This window comes from Bradyrhizobium sp. Rc2d, assembly GCF_900099855.1.
Classification (GTDB): Bacteria; Pseudomonadota; Alphaproteobacteria; order Rhizobiales; family Xanthobacteraceae; genus Bradyrhizobium.
Genome location: NZ_FNCU01000049.1, coordinates 52,631 through 67,827 on the forward strand (window position 1 = coordinate 52,631; position 15,197 = coordinate 67,827).

The 15,197-nt window shown below is 61.0% G+C and carries 24 protein-coding genes; 19 read left to right on the forward strand and 5 right to left on the reverse strand.

Features of this window, described 5'->3' with window-relative positions:
* Positions 1-40 precede the first annotated feature (40 nt).
* The 3 genes from BLV07_RS37350 to BLV07_RS37360 all read left to right on the forward strand — a co-directional run bounded on the left by BLV07_RS37350 (position 41) and on the right by BLV07_RS37360 (position 2,017).
* Positions 41-850 (forward strand): TIGR04255 family protein, encoded by an 810-nt coding sequence (locus BLV07_RS37350; protein ID WP_091896052.1) that lies wholly within the window; start codon positions 41-43, stop codon positions 848-850.
* A gap of 4 nt (positions 851-854) precedes the next feature.
* Positions 855-1,418: a hypothetical protein gene (locus BLV07_RS37355; RefSeq protein ID WP_143035616.1), complete on the forward strand. Its 564-nt coding sequence runs from the start codon at positions 855-857 to the stop codon at positions 1,416-1,418.
* 185 nt (positions 1,419-1,603) lie between these two features.
* Positions 1,604-2,017, forward strand: coding sequence for a hypothetical protein (locus BLV07_RS37360; protein ID WP_091896058.1), 414 nt, complete (start codon positions 1,604-1,606; stop codon positions 2,015-2,017).
* Positions 2,018-2,336: 319 nt separating this feature from the next.
* On the opposite strand, the gene BLV07_RS37370 is transcribed toward BLV07_RS37360, so the two are convergent.
* Positions 2,337-2,555 carry a hypothetical protein gene (locus tag BLV07_RS37370; protein ID WP_091896064.1) on the reverse strand — a complete coding sequence of 73 codons (219 nt, stop codon included), beginning with the start codon at positions 2,553-2,555 and terminating at the stop codon, positions 2,337-2,339.
* A 65-nt stretch (positions 2,556-2,620) separates the two neighbouring features.
* Positions 2,621-3,178 (reverse strand): hypothetical protein, encoded by a 558-nt coding sequence (locus BLV07_RS37375; RefSeq protein ID WP_244551337.1) that lies wholly within the window; start codon positions 3,176-3,178, stop codon positions 2,621-2,623.
* Between the two features lie 734 nt (positions 3,179-3,912).
* Here BLV07_RS37375 and BLV07_RS37380 point away from each other — a divergent pair.
* Positions 3,913-4,224, forward strand: coding sequence for a hypothetical protein (locus tag BLV07_RS37380; protein WP_091896067.1), 312 nt, complete (start codon positions 3,913-3,915; stop codon positions 4,222-4,224).
* Positions 4,221-4,427, forward strand: a complete 207-nt coding sequence (locus BLV07_RS37385) for a hypothetical protein (RefSeq protein ID WP_091896070.1) — start codon at positions 4,221-4,223, stop codon at positions 4,425-4,427. Before BLV07_RS37380 ends, BLV07_RS37385 begins: the two co-directional genes overlap by 4 nt.
* 521 nt (positions 4,428-4,948) lie before the next feature.
* Here BLV07_RS37385 and BLV07_RS48030 read toward each other — a convergent pair.
* Both BLV07_RS48030 and BLV07_RS37390 read right to left on the reverse strand, forming a co-directional pair.
* Entirely contained in the window at positions 4,949-5,095 is a 147-nt protein-coding gene (locus tag BLV07_RS48030; RefSeq protein WP_176946016.1) for a hypothetical protein, read from the reverse strand.
* Positions 5,092-5,379, reverse strand: coding sequence for a hypothetical protein (locus tag BLV07_RS37390; protein WP_091896073.1), 288 nt, complete (start codon positions 5,377-5,379; stop codon positions 5,092-5,094). Before BLV07_RS37390 ends, BLV07_RS48030 begins: the two co-directional genes overlap by 4 nt.
* 183 nt (positions 5,380-5,562) lie before the next feature.
* Here BLV07_RS37390 and BLV07_RS37395 point away from each other — a divergent pair, with 183 nt between their 5' ends.
* From BLV07_RS37395 to BLV07_RS37455, 13 genes are all read left to right on the forward strand, one after another.
* On the forward strand, positions 5,563-5,835 hold the full coding sequence (locus BLV07_RS37395) for a hypothetical protein (RefSeq protein WP_143035617.1): 273 nt from the start codon (positions 5,563-5,565) through the stop codon (positions 5,833-5,835).
* Positions 5,836-6,159: 324 nt separating this feature from the next.
* Positions 6,160-6,726: a hypothetical protein gene (locus BLV07_RS37405; protein ID WP_143035618.1), complete on the forward strand. Its 567-nt coding sequence runs from the start codon at positions 6,160-6,162 to the stop codon at positions 6,724-6,726.
* Positions 6,727-6,780: 54 nt separating this feature from the next.
* On the forward strand, positions 6,781-7,002 hold the full coding sequence (locus tag BLV07_RS37410; protein WP_091896083.1) for a hypothetical protein: 222 nt from the start codon (positions 6,781-6,783) through the stop codon (positions 7,000-7,002).
* 2 nt (positions 7,003-7,004) lie between these two features.
* On the forward strand, positions 7,005-7,280 hold the full coding sequence (locus BLV07_RS37415; protein ID WP_091896086.1) for a PC4/YdbC family ssDNA-binding protein: 276 nt from the start codon (positions 7,005-7,007) through the stop codon (positions 7,278-7,280).
* Positions 7,277-7,816 (forward strand): hypothetical protein, encoded by a 540-nt coding sequence (locus tag BLV07_RS37420; protein WP_091896089.1) that lies wholly within the window; start codon positions 7,277-7,279, stop codon positions 7,814-7,816. Before BLV07_RS37415 ends, BLV07_RS37420 begins: the two co-directional genes overlap by 4 nt.
* On the forward strand, positions 7,816-9,081 hold the full coding sequence (locus tag BLV07_RS37425) for an AAA family ATPase (protein ID WP_244551338.1): 1,266 nt from the start codon (positions 7,816-7,818) through the stop codon (positions 9,079-9,081). The genes BLV07_RS37420 and BLV07_RS37425 overlap by 1 nt, the downstream gene beginning before the upstream one ends.
* Before the next feature lie 670 nt (positions 9,082-9,751).
* Positions 9,752-10,123, forward strand: a complete 372-nt coding sequence (locus tag BLV07_RS37430) for a hypothetical protein (RefSeq protein WP_143035619.1) — start codon at positions 9,752-9,754, stop codon at positions 10,121-10,123.
* A complete protein-coding gene (locus BLV07_RS48035) occupies positions 10,083-10,253 on the forward strand; it encodes a hypothetical protein (protein WP_176946017.1) in 171 nt (56 codons plus the stop codon). The genes BLV07_RS37430 and BLV07_RS48035 overlap by 41 nt, the downstream gene beginning before the upstream one ends.
* 11 nt (positions 10,254-10,264) lie before the next feature.
* On the forward strand, positions 10,265-10,996 hold the full coding sequence (locus BLV07_RS37435; protein WP_143035620.1) for an erythromycin esterase family protein: 732 nt from the start codon (positions 10,265-10,267) through the stop codon (positions 10,994-10,996).
* A gap of 104 nt (positions 10,997-11,100) precedes the next feature.
* Positions 11,101-11,487 (forward strand): hypothetical protein, encoded by a 387-nt coding sequence (locus BLV07_RS37440; RefSeq protein ID WP_143035621.1) that lies wholly within the window; start codon positions 11,101-11,103, stop codon positions 11,485-11,487.
* Positions 11,488-11,489: 2 nt separating this feature from the next.
* Complete coding sequence (locus BLV07_RS37445; RefSeq protein WP_091896101.1) at positions 11,490-11,681, forward strand: hypothetical protein; 192 nt, start codon at positions 11,490-11,492, stop codon at positions 11,679-11,681.
* 37 nt (positions 11,682-11,718) lie between these two features.
* Positions 11,719-12,903, forward strand: coding sequence for a hypothetical protein (locus BLV07_RS37450; protein ID WP_176946018.1), 1,185 nt, complete (start codon positions 11,719-11,721; stop codon positions 12,901-12,903).
* A 208-nt stretch (positions 12,904-13,111) separates the two neighbouring features.
* On the forward strand, positions 13,112-13,369 hold the full coding sequence (locus BLV07_RS37455; protein WP_091896107.1) for a hypothetical protein: 258 nt from the start codon (positions 13,112-13,114) through the stop codon (positions 13,367-13,369).
* A 302-nt stretch (positions 13,370-13,671) separates the two neighbouring features.
* Here BLV07_RS37455 and BLV07_RS49885 read toward each other — a convergent pair whose 3' ends face one another.
* Positions 13,672-13,794: a hypothetical protein gene (locus BLV07_RS49885; RefSeq protein WP_283806574.1), complete on the reverse strand. Its 123-nt coding sequence runs from the start codon at positions 13,792-13,794 to the stop codon at positions 13,672-13,674.
* A 1,254-nt stretch (positions 13,795-15,048) separates the two neighbouring features.
* On the opposite strand from BLV07_RS49885, the gene BLV07_RS37465 reads away from it, so the two are divergent.
* Positions 15,049-15,197, forward strand: a 149-nt coding sequence (locus tag BLV07_RS37465) for a porin (protein WP_143035622.1), incomplete at its 3' end; no start/stop codon positions are given.

Below are 15,197 nucleotides of genomic sequence, written 5' to 3' on the forward strand. Positions count from 1 at the left end.
CCATAGGATGTTGAGCCAACAGGCTATCTAGGTAGGCAGAATGGACTGGGAGCCGGCGCACGCCGACCACTCAATCGACAGCGTTAACATTTTGTTCACGTTCGCGGAGCCGATTGACGGCGACTCCTTCGATGACCTGATCATTCCCCTCCGTAGGGCCGCGAACGCCCATAGATTTACGAACAGGGTTGAGGGCCAAGAGACGGCGGCTGATATTCCACTTGTTCCCCAGCCGGGTCAGCCTGTGATGATCAATATCGGCAATGTGCCTATGACACGTCGAGTGGCATTTCAGCGCTTAGCCGATGGCGTAGTTGCATCAGAGTGCAGCATCGGAGTGAGCTCATTCACGATGTGGACGCTGCGTTACCGTCGTTGGGCTAATTTTTACGCCGAGTTGGAAGATCTTTGCCGAGCCATCGACGGAGTCTGGCCCCTGTCGCAGAGCGTCAAGTCGATAAGGCTGCAGTACATCGATAGGTTCGTTTCGATTCCCGGGGGAGCAAGCCACTTCGAGGTGCTTGCTGAGCATAATCCGAATTTTCTTGTGGTGCCACAGCGGGACCCGATGGCAGCTTTCCACGTCCACAACGGCTGGTTTGACTACGATTCGTCACCAGGAAATCGCATCCTGACAAACGTCAATATTGATGCAGGCGATGTAAGGCCGCCGCAGTTCGCGGGCGGGTGCCGTAATATAAATTTCCTTACCTTGATGCAGTTCGAGTCCTTGTCATCAACGCTTCCTGATCCACTTGCACAAGCGGATATTCTGCATCAAAGGTTGAAACATCTCTTCCGACAGCTTATCTCTTCCGAGGCCGCGGCCCGAGTCGGCCTCCCGGAGTAAGAATATGATTTCTGCTTCTGAAACTGCGGCTGCAGCATATTTCGCCGGTTCCGAAGCTGTGGCGACCTGGGGTGCTCTGCGATCAGTTGCATCTCATGTTCGTCCTCTCGGCCCGATTTCGACCGGGAACGTGATCCGCTTTCGTGCAAAGCAACAGACTCAGGCCCTTCCTGATGCGCGAAATGCTGCGGACACTCTTAAGACCATGTCCGCGTACCTGCCTGTGGAGACCGTGGCGGACACCGCAGTTTCGCAGCTGCTCAAGTTCGAGCGCTTCCCGGCAGATTGGGACGGCTACGGAGCTGCAAAGCCAGTGAAGTCATCCATGGATGCAGCACGAGCATTTATCCGGTCTCTTGCGCCGGAAAGCATCGTCCCTCAACCTGCGCTGCATGCAGATGGCAATGCGATCCTATTTTATCGCGCCAATGACGTTTATGCTGAGTTTGAGTTTGTGGGGACGACGATCGAGTTTTTCGCGCGGCGGGGCGACAAGGAATGGTCAAGCGAGTTTCAGGTTGGTGCGCCTCTGCCGGCCGCGCTCTCAGAAATTGGTTTCTCGATCTAAACGATCCAACAGGGTGTCGGAAAGCTGAACGAGAGGCAGCTGACAATCAGCGTTGCCTCGTCGTCAACAAGCATTGCGAAGATCAAACGTGCGAGCGAATTAGCTTGGGCCGATACGGAAGCCCAGGGCCCGTCAGTGACGGCGAGAAGATTTATCGAGTCCTGATTGCGCCCACCGACACTGGCATGAGCGCTGAACAAATCGCCGTCACCGCGATCACACATACTGAAACGATCGGAATGAGCGTCCTTAGAGACCGCGCAACTGACGAGGAGTTTCAGTCTATCATCAGCCAGCGCACTACCCAACCTGAACGAACCTTCGTCGGGGTGGTGGAATTTGATTGCGGCGAGATCCGTGGACTCAAATCGGCAAATGACGAGGAAGGGCGCCAGCCCAAAGACCGACACTTCATCGTCGTCGACACTGATATGAAAGGGCTGCCGTATCACGCAGACGTTTTCAACACCGTCCCACGGCAGAACACTGACGGAAAGCCAACTGCTAAGACGGTCTGGCGTCGCGAACGTAGCAGATTGCTCGATTTGGCCAATCGGAACATTGTGAAGCGAGAGGCATTCAGAGAAGGCCGCATTTAAGGCGTTCACCCTCTGAATACCTCCGCTGGGATGGATTTCAACTGATCTGCCGCCAAAATGCATATGCGGCACACAGGGCGGCGATCACTGCCGCTGCCGCCGCCCATGCGTTCACCCGTCCGATCCTTTGGAGCTCCCCGACGATTGTGTCGATGTTATCGGGGACATCGATTAGAGATCCCCAAAGCCACAGCCCAGCGGCAAGCAAGGAAGCCGCCACGCCAAGGAACGCCGCTATCTTTTCTGTCACTTATTTCCATTCAGCCCCAAGGTCGACTCCGATGTTTTCGCAATCGGAGAGCGAGCGGAAGGGCGGTGTTTAGAAGCGACCTGCTAGAACATATCTACAGGCCCGCCCAAGCAAATATGGAATCAAGCCCGCGATCGCGATCCCGGCTCCCACATAAGGCGCGCCGTTGACATCGTTTGGATTGTCGCTCCTGATCATCGTCACGGCGACGGTTGCCGCGACCAGGATGGTGAGAACGAGGAGTATGTTGCCAATCCAGTAAAGAACGTTGCCCAAACGCGCAGCCATCACCTATCTCATTCCCTATTTTTTTCGCCTTCAGCCCGAGCTCGACCAGCGCGGTTGCAATCATCCTACTGTTTGGCTGGTTCTTCGGGCTGCTGCGGCGTTGGAGCTACAGCGGCTGCAGCCTGCGCTGGCGCTCGAGGCTTTGACTTCGCGCGAGGCTTGGATTGTGCGACCGGCGGTGGCGGCTCAGGCTCGGCCGCGGCCGAGGCACCGCCATCAGGCTTGCCCTGGAATTGGATGTTGCACTTCTTCGCAATCGAGGCTTGCTCGATCGCGACCAACTGCCCTTTCATCTGCGCGAGCTCTGCCGCGGTCTGCTTGTCGCCACCCACAAGGAAAGCTGCAGGCCAGAAGATCACGACGGCGGCGGTCGTAGCGACAACATCCTTTGTGCGTTGGCTATCTTGCGCGCCCGATAAGGCTGCCGCTCGCGCCGAGACGGCTTGAGCTTCCATCCCGAGCTGCTGACACGTGTAGCTCTGGTAACTGACCGGCGACACGTAAGTGGCCGTAATATCGGCTGAAGATGAAGCGCAGCCGGCAAGCGCGACGGCAAGAGCCGCCAGACCCAAATTTCGCATAATATTTGCCCCCAGAAATGGAGCGCATCCAATCGCAACCATCGCGGGAGATCAATAGAACGTTCGCCGAATCAGTAGAAGTACGGATGGATTGGTCCCGCACTCATGGAAACAGCTTCTCAAAGGTACAGAGAACCGCTCCATACCAGCCGAATGCAGTATCTGGCTGCAGCGTTCCTACCTGGACCACCGAAGGGCTCTTAGTGCAGCACGCGGTCGGCCTCGGCGAGCCGGACCTTTTCTCTCAACTCATCGAGCTCCTCGATCGCGTCCACCAATCTCACCAGCTCGCGGGCAATATGTGTCAAATTGGACTTCGGTCGCTTTAAGATACGAACTCGCTGTCCCATCGGTGCGCGCCTCCATGCTCGGGCAGGTCCAATTGGCAAGGAGCGTGCCAGTCCGAGCGCGCGCAAAACCACGCCCAACGCAAGCAGATTTCCCCAGCTTGGGGAATTGCTTTTTTAACCAAATCAGCTGAGCATGTCCGTTGGGTGTGAGAGCCCGGACCAGTGATATCGACCGCATTCCCTGTAAGGAATTGCCCTATCGCCTGCAAGCGATGGGCGGCGGTTGAACGAGCCTTTTAGGGGCTCAACGGACGCGCTTGGCGGCGCGGTACCGACCGGACCTTTATGGCCGGGGCGTGCCGTTCTGTCCAGAGGGCTTCGGCCCTTAAAAGCGGTGCACCTGTCTCACTGGCAGGCTCTCACCCCCCGGCTGCCCGGTCTGTCACCGGGCGCGGCTGTGAGAGGCCGAAACCAGTGAGCACCACCATGTCCAACGTCATCGAGCTGGCCGCGCGGCGAACTTCCCGCGCTCTACCGCCTGAGAACGTCCGCTTCATCGAATTCTCGGTCACCGGCCGGCAGCGCGCCAGCCGCAGCCGCAATCCGCTGCGGCATCCCTGCAATAGCGTTTCCTTGGCCGTGACAGTCGCGGGGAAACTCCAGAAGGGCGAAGCGCTCCGGATCGATCCCTACCTCGACGAGGGCGCGATGCTCTGGAAAGGCGTGGAGGCCGCTCGCCTTCTCCTCGCGGAGCTGTTCGAGCTCGCCGTGAAGCACAGCGGGAGGCCGCAACAATGAGCAATGTCGTTGAGCTACGGCTGCCCGATCGCCTCGAAAACGAGGCGGACATCCAAAACATCGTTCTGCTGACTGACTTGCTCGTCGTGATGCTGGCGCAACCTGATGCGGATACGGCTATCGATGGGATGCACCGCGTCATGCAGATCATCTCGGATCACGCTCACGCGCTTCGGGACCGCCTGAACGGGAGCAGCCAATGAAGCGGCGGCGCCGAACCCACAGGAAGCGTGACCGGCAGCGGCTGATGACGCATCGCCGGCGGTTGAAGCGGTAACCGGGCGTCAACCGAGACCGCACTAAGATCTGTCATCGCGGATTGGTGACGAGTACCGCGGTAACGCATGGGCATTGAGAACCCGCCGGCTCGAAAGGTCGGCGGGTTTTTCTCTGACATCCGTCTATGATCACGAGGATCGATTCGGAGGCATCTCGGTTAGGCGAGCATGGGCATCCAGGCGATGACGCGCGCGGTATTGGTCGGCCTTCCTGGCCTACTTGTCTCTGCTTGCGTCAGCTCTGATCGGGTCACTTCAGCTCCTCCAGCTCGACCAGCAGCACCATGGGCGCGAGACCTCAATGAACCGCCCCCAAAGTCGACAGCCGGCTGATGCAGCAATCTCAGGCGTAAAAGCTGACCTGAATGCTGCGCGCGCGAAACCTTCGCGTTAGATCTGAGGTTCGTCTGGTAGAATGGCGCCCGCCGGTTCACGCTGGCGGGCCGCTATTCCAGCACCTCATATTCAAAAGCGACGCCCTCGGGGTCGTTCTCATAGAACCATCTTTCCGCGGCCTCGAGCGTGCCAAACACTTTGATGTGGTCTGGATCGCCGACCTGCTTGCTTGTGTTGACGTATACGAAGACTGTCATCGGACAACCCTATACGCTTTGGCCTTCTTGTGTCGTGGTCCGGCATCTGGTGGCGTCTTCCCGCGGTTCAAGGCGCGCATAATGCCGATACGGGCAAACATCGTTGGTCCGCCGCTCTCGGCTACCAGGATCAGCGCTTCCACGGCTGCTTGCCATTCCGGCGCGTCGTGCTCGGCCTTCGGAAGCCCTGCGATGTACTCGCCGGCGTCGCGCAACGTCACCAGCTTGCGGCCGCCCACCTTAATCGGATCCTCGAAAGGCCGCCCCCAGCCTTGTGCAACCATATCTATCCCCCCAGCCCGGCAGGCTAGAGGGTAAGCGTGGCCGGGCGCAAGATGAGGGAAGTCGGCTCTTCGCGCGCGCTTCTGGGAGCTGTATGCTGCAGCTTTGACAGTGTGCCGTCGTGGCGCCGACGTTCCCGCCCTATCTCCGAGGCCTACGACCGCACGGTTGTGGAGGAGAGCAAAATGCGCGTGTTGTCGGTGGCGTTCTTCGCGTTGGCCTCGCTGGCCCAAGCTCACGCGCAAGAGAAGATCAAGACGCCTGAGTCGGCGTGCAGCTACACGACAAGCCGCGGGGATACGTACACAGTGCCCGGCGGTAAGGCTCTTTGCTGGCGCGTGCCAGCGCCTTCTTACAAGGAATACACGCTGCTCCACTGTGACGGGCCGATGTTCCGGGAGGTTGTCCGGGTGAAGCGAAGCGATCCTCGCTGCGACAAATACGAAGAGCGGCAATAGGTCTCGGCTAGACCAGGACGCCGCGCAAGCCCATCTCGCGCATCTGGCCGAAGGTGATCTTGAGCGGCCGGCCGTCGGCGTGCGTAGTGGCGGCGTGCAGGGCGAGGCATGCCGCCATCAAAGCGGCATCGAGGCCGCGGAACGCGCGCGAGCTACTGCGCTTCGTGGGTGTGGAAAAGCTTGCGAATGGCAGATCGAAGCGCTTCCCAGGGACTCGCGGATCGGATCAGATTCCATGGCGCGGGGCCGGCCGGCCAGCCGTCGCTGCTGCTTCACCGCCAGCAGCTTGCCCCGCGCGATCCTCAGCGGTGCGCGGTGACGACAATGTCTCAGGACGATCGGTGGCTCACGCCTGAACAGGCAGCGACCCTCATTCGGCAACGCGTCGGCGGCAGTGTAGGGCGCTCGCAAGGGATCCTCGGCGCCGCGCGCAGTTCCGGCGAGGTGCGGTCTCGCGCATCCGCCGACCCGGTGCTGCTGATGGCCGATGATGGCGTGGTCGGCATGGACATGCGGCCCGGAGCGCAGAACAAGGGCGGCGTCAACTCCGACGGCAAGCCCGTCGTGCATCATCTGTCCGCCGATGCAAGCGGAGCGAGGATCAGCGAGGACGATCTGCTCGATTGGCTTGCTCGAAATCACGCCGCAGGGGCCGCGATCACCACGGTGGCTCCAGAGTTGTCTCCCCACGTCCGCTACACGACAGACGATGAATTGCTGGCCGAAATGGTGCAGGGACTGACAGAAGGCCGATGGCCGAATAAGCACCAGGCCGCTATAGCAGTAGCCGGTAGGGCCGAGGGCAGCGGCACGCGAGAGGCAACGGTTAGGCGCCTCGAGGGGAAGGTCTCGAAACTCCTCAAAACTTCTCGAAACATCTCCAAAGACTGACCCAGCCCAAATCACCGAGGCTGCTCCGCATCCAAACGAATGCGGACGGCCACAATGTCAAATCCCGAGCTTCCTGATTTCCTGAAGGGCAAGATCGTTTGCAGCCCTGAAGACGGCATGCGCGCGATCAACGCGAAGCGCACCAAATTCTACGAGATCCTCAACGCCGGCGAGCTTCAGTCTTACATGGACGGATCGCGCCGGCAGATCGTCGTCGCCTCATTGGTCGACTATGTGCGCCGCCGACTCGACGCTGGCAAGAGCAAGGCGGCCTGATCATGGCAAAGCGCACGCCTGAGCTCGCTGAACCGATCGTCGTGGATCAGTTCTGGGCCAACCGCCGGCACGACGCGATCGTCGTCGACTTATCCACCTATCAGGGTCACAACCTCGTCAACGTGCGCAAGCACGCCATGAGCCGCGAGGGGAAGCTGGTCCCGACCGCGAAGGGCCTCGCTATCAAGGTCACGCGCCTGCCGGACCTCGCCAAGGCCATCAACAAGGCTGTGGAAAAGGCGCGTGAGCTCGGCCTACTCGATGAGGCCGGTGAATGAACGCGCCGGCAAAAACTCTCGATGGAAAAGCGCTCGAAGACGCAATCTGGCTCCTCGAAACGCGCGCGTTGATCCGCGCCTACCTCGAATACGAGCACCAGTACGAGCATCTCGCCGACGCGATCGACCCGCTCCAGGAGTTTGCGGAGGCATCGGGGCTGGTCGCGGCTATCGGGCAGGATCGCGTCCAGGAGCTCATCGCAAAGCCCTTCGCTCGCTTTCGCGCCATCGTGGCTGCGGAAATTGCGACCGAGGCTGGCGCCGAGTTTGAGCCTGACCTGCCTTCCGACTATGCGTCGCAGTTGGTTATGCGCTGGGAGCTCGATGACGAGCGGGATCGCTGGAAATGGACAGGCGAGCTCCCGCCTGTGCAGCAGGCCGCGGTGATCGAAAAGACGCCGTATCGCACGCCCCAGTCCACGATCGATGCTTTCAAATATCTGGTCTCCGTCGGTGATCAGGAAAGGCTCGCAGTGTGGCTGCGCAATCATCCCAACGACGCTGCATCGCTCTTCAAATTCGTCAAGGCCGCATAATGGGGATCGCACCTGCCAACGCCGCCATGGCGCGCAATCTCATGGTCGACATGGGGTTTGTGTCGGCCGACGACGAGGATCTTCGCGGTGACGCGCCGCCGGATAGCCCGAACGATGACCGGCCGCCGGTAGACAATTTCGAGGCTTTCGGGGGCTTTCCTGCGGAAGATCGTTCGCCCGAGATCGAGGCCGCGCCGGTCCATGCTTCTCAGAAACCCACCTATACCGCGATCACGCCGGCCGTTTGGAAAGGCACCCAAACGGAGCAACAGCGCTGGCTGGCCTCCGCACGCGTCCCAAGCGGCGACCTGACCATCATGTCCGGCAATGGCGGCAGCGGCAAAACCGAGATCATCACCCAATTGCTGGTCTACGTCGCGGCCGGCCTTCAGGACTGGCTCGGATGCACGATCGAGGGCGGGCCGGCGCTCTTCCTGAGCTGTGAGGAGCCCGAGCACAACATCCGCGATCGCGTCGAGCGCATTTGCAAGCACCGCTGCATCGATCCATACGGCCTGCCGGACCTGCACATGGTGTTTCCGGACCTCGAGAGCACGTGGCTGGTGCACGCCAACAAGGATGGCCGGCTGTCGCGGGCGCCGCTGCTGGACTGGCTCGAGGCCTGGATCATCGAGCACAAGCCGCGCCTGGTCGTGGTCGACAACGTCGCCGCGGTGTTCGATGGCGAGGCGATCGCCCGCCGGCAAGTGCGCGCGTTCCTCGCGATGCTCCGAAAGATCGCCCGGGAGCATGACACGGCGATCGTGCTGCTCGACCACCCATCAGTGCGAGGCATGGCCGACGGCAGCGGTACCGCCAACTCGGTGGACTGGAGGAACTCGGTACGTTCGATGCTGCATCTCAGCGACCCCGAGAAGGATGACCCAGACGCTCGCACGCTGACCGTCACTAAATCGAACTACGGCCGCACCGGCGAGCGGACCACGCTCCGCTGGGGAGGGCTGACCTTCACCACCGCCATGGCCGGCGAGGCGTCGCCGTACCGCGCCGCCGCCGATCGCGATGTCGAGGACGTCTTCCTTCGCTTGCTCGACAGACGCAACGCCCAGGGCCGCCCAGTCCACGGCAAGACCGCCAAGGGAAGTGCGCCTGCCGAATTCGTCCTCGACCCCGAGGCCGGCGACATCACCGCCGACGCCTTCCGCAAGGCGATGGAGCGCCTGTTCGCCCGCAGCGCGATCCGGACCGTCGAGACAGGATCGCCCAGCAAGCGCCGCCAGCACATCGAGCGGGTGTCGGCATGACCTTCCAACGCCCCTACCAACGCTCCTCCGAGCCTTCCAACGCCCCTGCCAACTGTCATGCCAACGCCCCTGCCAACGAGTGCCAACGGTACTTCCAACGCCTGTTCTCCAACCCCCCATACCCCCCAGCGTTGGAAACGCCCAACGCCGCTGGGTGCGCGGCTAGGCGTTCCCGCCGCTTTGGAAGGGAAGGGCGGAAAGTAGCTGACCATCGGCATGAGTGCAGTAACGCGCTAACCGGTGCTGCTCGGCCACGCTCGGCCAGGCATTATCCGCTCAGCCCGACGCGCGAGGGTCGAGCACGTAACCCGTTACGATCAGGCGGACGTGGAATCCGCCGGCTTGCGCGAATTGCCGCGAGTTTCGAGGCGTCGCCATCCTTACCCACACCGCGGCCCACAATTCGAACGGGGTTTTCGCGCGCGCTCTCTCATGAACCGAACAACTCTTGGAAGCCGACGCGCGCGCGGGGCAGATGGTCAGCCAGGTTTGCAGCAAAATCTGGATCGAGGGGGGTGGGGGGAAAATCCCGAGCCCTTCCCGAATTTCATGTCCCCGTTCTCTTTCGCGGCCCGGTCGGAAAATTCCGGCGTCGATCCTTCGCAAACACTGTTGAGCATCGTCTGACATGAAACCTCGCCTCATCTCCTCACGCGAGCAGCTGCTGCAAGTGGTCCGCGACCGGCGGGACGAGCTCGACATCTCGCACGAGACGCTTGACGGCATTTCGGGCCTGCAGGGCGGCTACGTGAGCAAGTTGCTCGCGGACCCGCCGATGAGGGGTTTCGGCGAAATGTCGCTCCAGGCGGTCCTGGACGCGCTGGCGCTGCGGATTGCGGTCTGTGTGATTGTCGAGGACGAGGAGCTCGCGAAGCGTGTCCGCGGCAGATGGAAGCCGCGCTTGCGGGCCCCGAAGCCAAAGCGCGCAGCAACGCGGTGCGTTGTTAGCAATCCGCAAATCATGCTGGATGGTGCCAGCACGAACCTGACAGAGGTCGACGATGGCAAATACGAAGATGGTCGGCGCGCGGATCAAGCCTGATCTTGAGGAGCAGGTGAAGGAAATCGCCGCACGCGATCGGCGCACGGTCTCCGACTGGATCCGCTGCCGGCTGGAGGACGCGGTCGCGGCGGCGCGCGCGCAGGACCAGCACCGCAGCGAGGCAGCGTGAGGATCATGAGCATGTTCCGGAAGAAGGCCGGCGCCGAGCCGAAGGACGAGCCTTTCGTGCCCGAGACCTGCGCCCAGCGCGCGCCGCAGGTCCGCGCCAATCTCGAAACCGCGCTGGCCGTCCAGGCTGAGCTCGAGGCCGAGGTCGCGCAGTTCGCGCTTGAAGCGATCGAGCGTCAGCCCGGCGCGGCCGGGAAGCTGGCGGCGCATCGCGAGAAGATCGAAGCGGCCAAGAGAGCCGTCGACGAGCTGCGTGCGGCCTTGCAACTGGCCCTGCGGCTGGACAGCGAAGCTGCAGGGGCGGCCGCAATCCAGATGCGAGCCGAGCAGCTTGCAGTTTTCGAGAAGGCCGCCGCGGAGCGCGTCGAGGCCATGGCTGCGGTTCTGGAGAAGATCGCGGAGGCGACCATCGAGTGGGCGCGCTACACACAGGCGACCGCTGAGCTGGCAACCGCGTTGCCCACCGGGACGTTTCTGCCGGCGATGAATTTCGGTGATGGCGGCTCATTTCTTGGCAGCGGTGAAGCCCTGATCGGGCGCGAAGCCTGGCGGGTCGCCGGCGCGGGGCCGAAGCCGCCGTTCGCAAAGGCGCCGCCGCTCACCGCCGGGGACGACACGACCAAGATGCGCCCGGCGCGGGAGACCCTTCAAGAGGCTCACCAGGCGGTGCTGCGCAGCGTCCGGGCACAGGTCGAGAAGCTCGATCGCGAAGTGACCGCGACCGCCGCAAAGACCGCAGCATAGATCGGAGTTGATCCATGAGCACCCAAGCAACACCCGAGAGCTCTGCCGAGGCGCGGACACAGATTGACGGCCTGATTGCGGATACTGAGTTCAGCCAGCGCCTGTTGGCCGGCGATGTGGCAGCAAACCAGCAATGGCGCGAACTGCATGCCCGTCTTGGAAACGAGGAAGAGAGTGCAGTCGATGCTGCGATCGCAGGCGTCGTTCCCCGGGTCGGTGATTTCGTGGACAGCGATGCGAAACGCCTGGCTGACGGCGCTGCCTGGATGCGCGAGCTCGGCATCTCGGTCGGCACAACGCGCGAGATCCTGCAGGCCGAAGGTTACACGGCTGAGGAGATCAACGGCATCAAAGCCTGGAAGGACCGGCACATGCGAGACGCCGAGTTCTCGAAAAAATTTCTCGCGAACGATCAAGAGGCCGTGCGGCTCATGACGATTGCCAACGCGGCCATTTCCATCGGTGTCAAAGGACAGAGGAAGGGCTTCTGACGATGCACAAATATCAGGTCGATCTCGTCAATCCGAAAACGTCCGAAGAGCAGACGATCACCGTCGCGCTGACCGATCTCGAGCGGGCGAGGGCGAAGCGAAGCGGGTGCTGGATGAGCGCCGTCCAGGATCTGGCGCGGCCGGCGATGCCTGTTGGCTTCATGCCGATCGGCAACCGCGTGCGCGCGGCCTGAAGAGCGGAGAGCGAAGGTGGCCTATCACTACATCGCGTTGAACCGCGGCATGAAAAAGTTCTTTAGCGTCCTTCTCGCCGTCGTTGCTTTGATCATCTCGCCGATCGAGGCGCTGGCGCAGCAATATCAGACGCTCCCGCCGAACAGCCTCGTCGCGAACAACTCGAACCAGGCCAATCCGAGCCACGCGCTCAGCTTCTCCGATCTGCTGAAGATCCTCAACCTCTACAGCCTGACCAAGGTCGGGAATACCGACTACGCGATGAGCAATACGGATCGCGTCGTTGCCACGGACTCGCAGGCCTCATGGCAAGACCCTCACACGTGGAGGCTTCCCCGCGCCGCGGATTTCAATCCAGGTCAGCCGCTCTATGTCATCGATCTCGGATCGAAGATTACCGGCGCCAAGCCGCTTACTATCGTGAGGAATCCCAGCGCGGGAGACGACAGGATCAACGGCAGCACCTCGCCGGTCGTCATCAACGTCGCAAACGGCGCCTTCGTGTTCATTAGTGATGGCTATGGCAATTGGTTTGCGCAGTCGCTGCTGTCGGCCAGCACCGCGCCGGACGGGACGATCAGATCGAACATATCCGGCATCGAGGCAACGCTGAACGATAACCCGATTTCCGCGGTCTTGGACAAGCTGTTCGGCACGACGCAAGGCGGCGTGGTTTATCGCGGAGCGTCATCCTGGTCAGCTCTTGCTCCCGGCTCGCTGGGGCAACTCCTTTCGACCGGTGGCGCGGGTGCAAATCCGTCGTGGATCACCGCGAACGGGACAGGAACGGTCACCAGCATCACGTGCTTTGGTTCGGCGATCACAACGATCGGCACTTGTGCAACGGCTGCGACAAAGTCGGATCAGCAGACGGCCACCAGCACAACCGCAGTGGTCACGCCGTCTCAGCAGCAGAGCCATCCGAGCGCGGCCAAGGCGTGGGTTCGCTTCACAGGTGCAAGCGGAGCGATAAGCCAAGCCTACAACGTCGCAAGCGTGACGCGCTCTTCGGCCGGATCTTACACTCTGAATTTCTCGACCGCGTTTGCGAACACGACCTACACATGCCTCGGAAACATCGAGGACACCAGCACCAACGGAATCGTCAAAGGCGCTTCAAGCGGGCGTTCAGGAGTTGCGAACCCGATCTTCGCGGTGAACCTGGGCGGATCGGCCTACGATCCTGCCACCGTGGAAGTCGCATGTTTTGGCACGCAGTGATGTGGACCGGTGCTGACCGATACGATCTTCAATCCGTGACGAAAGAACGGATGGCCAGACTTCGCCGACCTCCGCAATTTGCGATGTCGAACGCCCGTTAGCGCTGCGTAGATTTCCCCGATGGAGGCCCACAGGGGCGCCATGCGCAGGGGCGGCAACGAACAGATGATGAGCATCTTCGAAGCCAGAATCGCGCTAAGGCTGGTTCATGAAGCTCACCGCCGAACGTCCCTTCGCCAACCCTGAAGCCGCCGCCCGCAAGCTAGTCGAACTCGCCTCGGGCATCGAGCCCGTGCAAGACGGCCGCATCCATATCGAGAAGATCAACGCGCCGTTCCTCTACACGCTCAAGGCCAGCGGCAAGGAGTTCGGCGCCGGCATCAAAATGGCGGTCGAGCGCGGCTGGCTCGAGCTGCACGAGAGCGGGACTTACGTCCGGCTCTTGAAGGCCGAGGCCACGATTTGAGGCGACCTCAAAAAAGTGAGCCCGGTGTGCCTAGGAGGCCGGGCCCGTAGCCTCAGCAACGGCTGCACCGTCGTTCGGCTATCAGCCCCTTAAGTGCCAAAGAGAACATTCGTTCCTGCTGGAAATTCGGACGCTTCCAAATTCAACTTAGGATACTGGGGCTTAGATACTGCCAGTACCAAGAGGCCGCCAACCGAGGCGACCTTACTGCGAATGCGGGGATACGAGCGCGGCCACAGTGAACGCGATCTCTCTAGGCATGGGTGCCCGACGTCATGTGCCGTATCACGGGTTCCAGGGCGTTATTTTATGAAGTAGACGCTCATAACCGCTACGGCGATCAGCAGTGCGCCACCAAACACAGCAATGGCAAAACAGACGCGTGCCGGGATCGAATACGAATCGAAGTGGGGTTCTCTGATCATGCTACGGCTCCTCCTGTGTTGGAGTGCAACCGGCAGTCCTGATGGGTGGAACAAGTGAATTCGCTTTATGGGACGGCGTCGAGTCAATTCGGTTCCGCGGTGCAGGACGTGTGTGCTCTGGCGCACATTCGCGTTCGCCAAGTGTTCTGTCGGGTTTAGTTCGTTGATCTATCTCAGTTCGCGAAACGTTCGGCTCCGACTGAAACCAGAGGGCGGTACTAACGTTGGGCACAATGGATGACGACGAACTCAAGGCCCACAGTGAACAAGCCCTTGTCGTGGTTACCCTCAGTACGGCAACGCTGATCGCGTGTGTCACCCTCTTGGTTTCGCAATTGTAAGGCCGCCTCGGTTGGCGGCCTCTTTCATTTTGAAGATTGCGGCGCCCAAGCGAGGGCGGTTAGCGGGAGTCGATTTCGATGATGACCGCCGGGTGCACGGAGTCCGCGTCGAACAGCCGGCTGCGAATACATGTGTGGCCGTCACACGCCTGGGACTCCCTGTAAACCTCCGAAGGGGGAGCTACGCCGATCAGGACCGCGCTAACGACGATGGCCAGCCCGAGAGCCGTGAACGCCAAGACCACTAAAATAAAGACTGCGTGTGGGCTCAAGTGTGGGTAGAAATCTAATAACGTCGAATTTGTCGAGAAAATTGCCCTTTCGAGCGGACTCCGTCTCCGCCAGCCAAGCTGGCCCGGACATAGATACCCCCGCACCACACATAGAGAGAGCTGACTTGGACGAGATTTGGCCTCGCCTGTCGTGGCCAAGGCCGTTTCGCCGCCATCGATGACCGTTGGGCTGAGCGAGATTCGGAGGTGCTTGAGTCGTCCGATTCTACGATTCGAGCGCGCCTAGGTCGCCACATCCCGGCCCTCCGCTCGCCGCGCCTTAGGTGCGGAATTTTGACGGCAAGCGGAACCTCTCTGAAAACCTTAATAAAAACAAGGCGTTGCGAGCGCGCCGCGATCACATCTACGTGTTATTTGTGCAACACCCGTCGGAAAACACGTTTCATAGGCCCGCTTCGGAGCGTTCTTTTGTTGTGTGTGCAAAGACCTTCCATAATGGTGACTCAGCGACGGAGGGGGGCATCCCAAGGTCGTCCCGTTTAGGTCATTCGCTTAAGTCCCTCGCGTTCATGCGGGTGTGTCCGAAGACGCGAAGGAGCCGAAAGCGGTGATTTAGAGGGGGTTGGGGAATTGGCCGTCCGGTCAGTGACCTTCCCTGAAGAGCAACTTGGAGGTTTAACATGAAGTTGGTTAAGAGCCTTTTGCTCGGCTCAGCGGCGGGTCTGATCGCCGTGGGCGGAGCACAGGCAGCCGATCTGCCCGTGAAGGCCAAGGCGGTCGAATACGTGAAGATCTGCTCCCTGTACGGTGCAGGATTCTACTACATCCC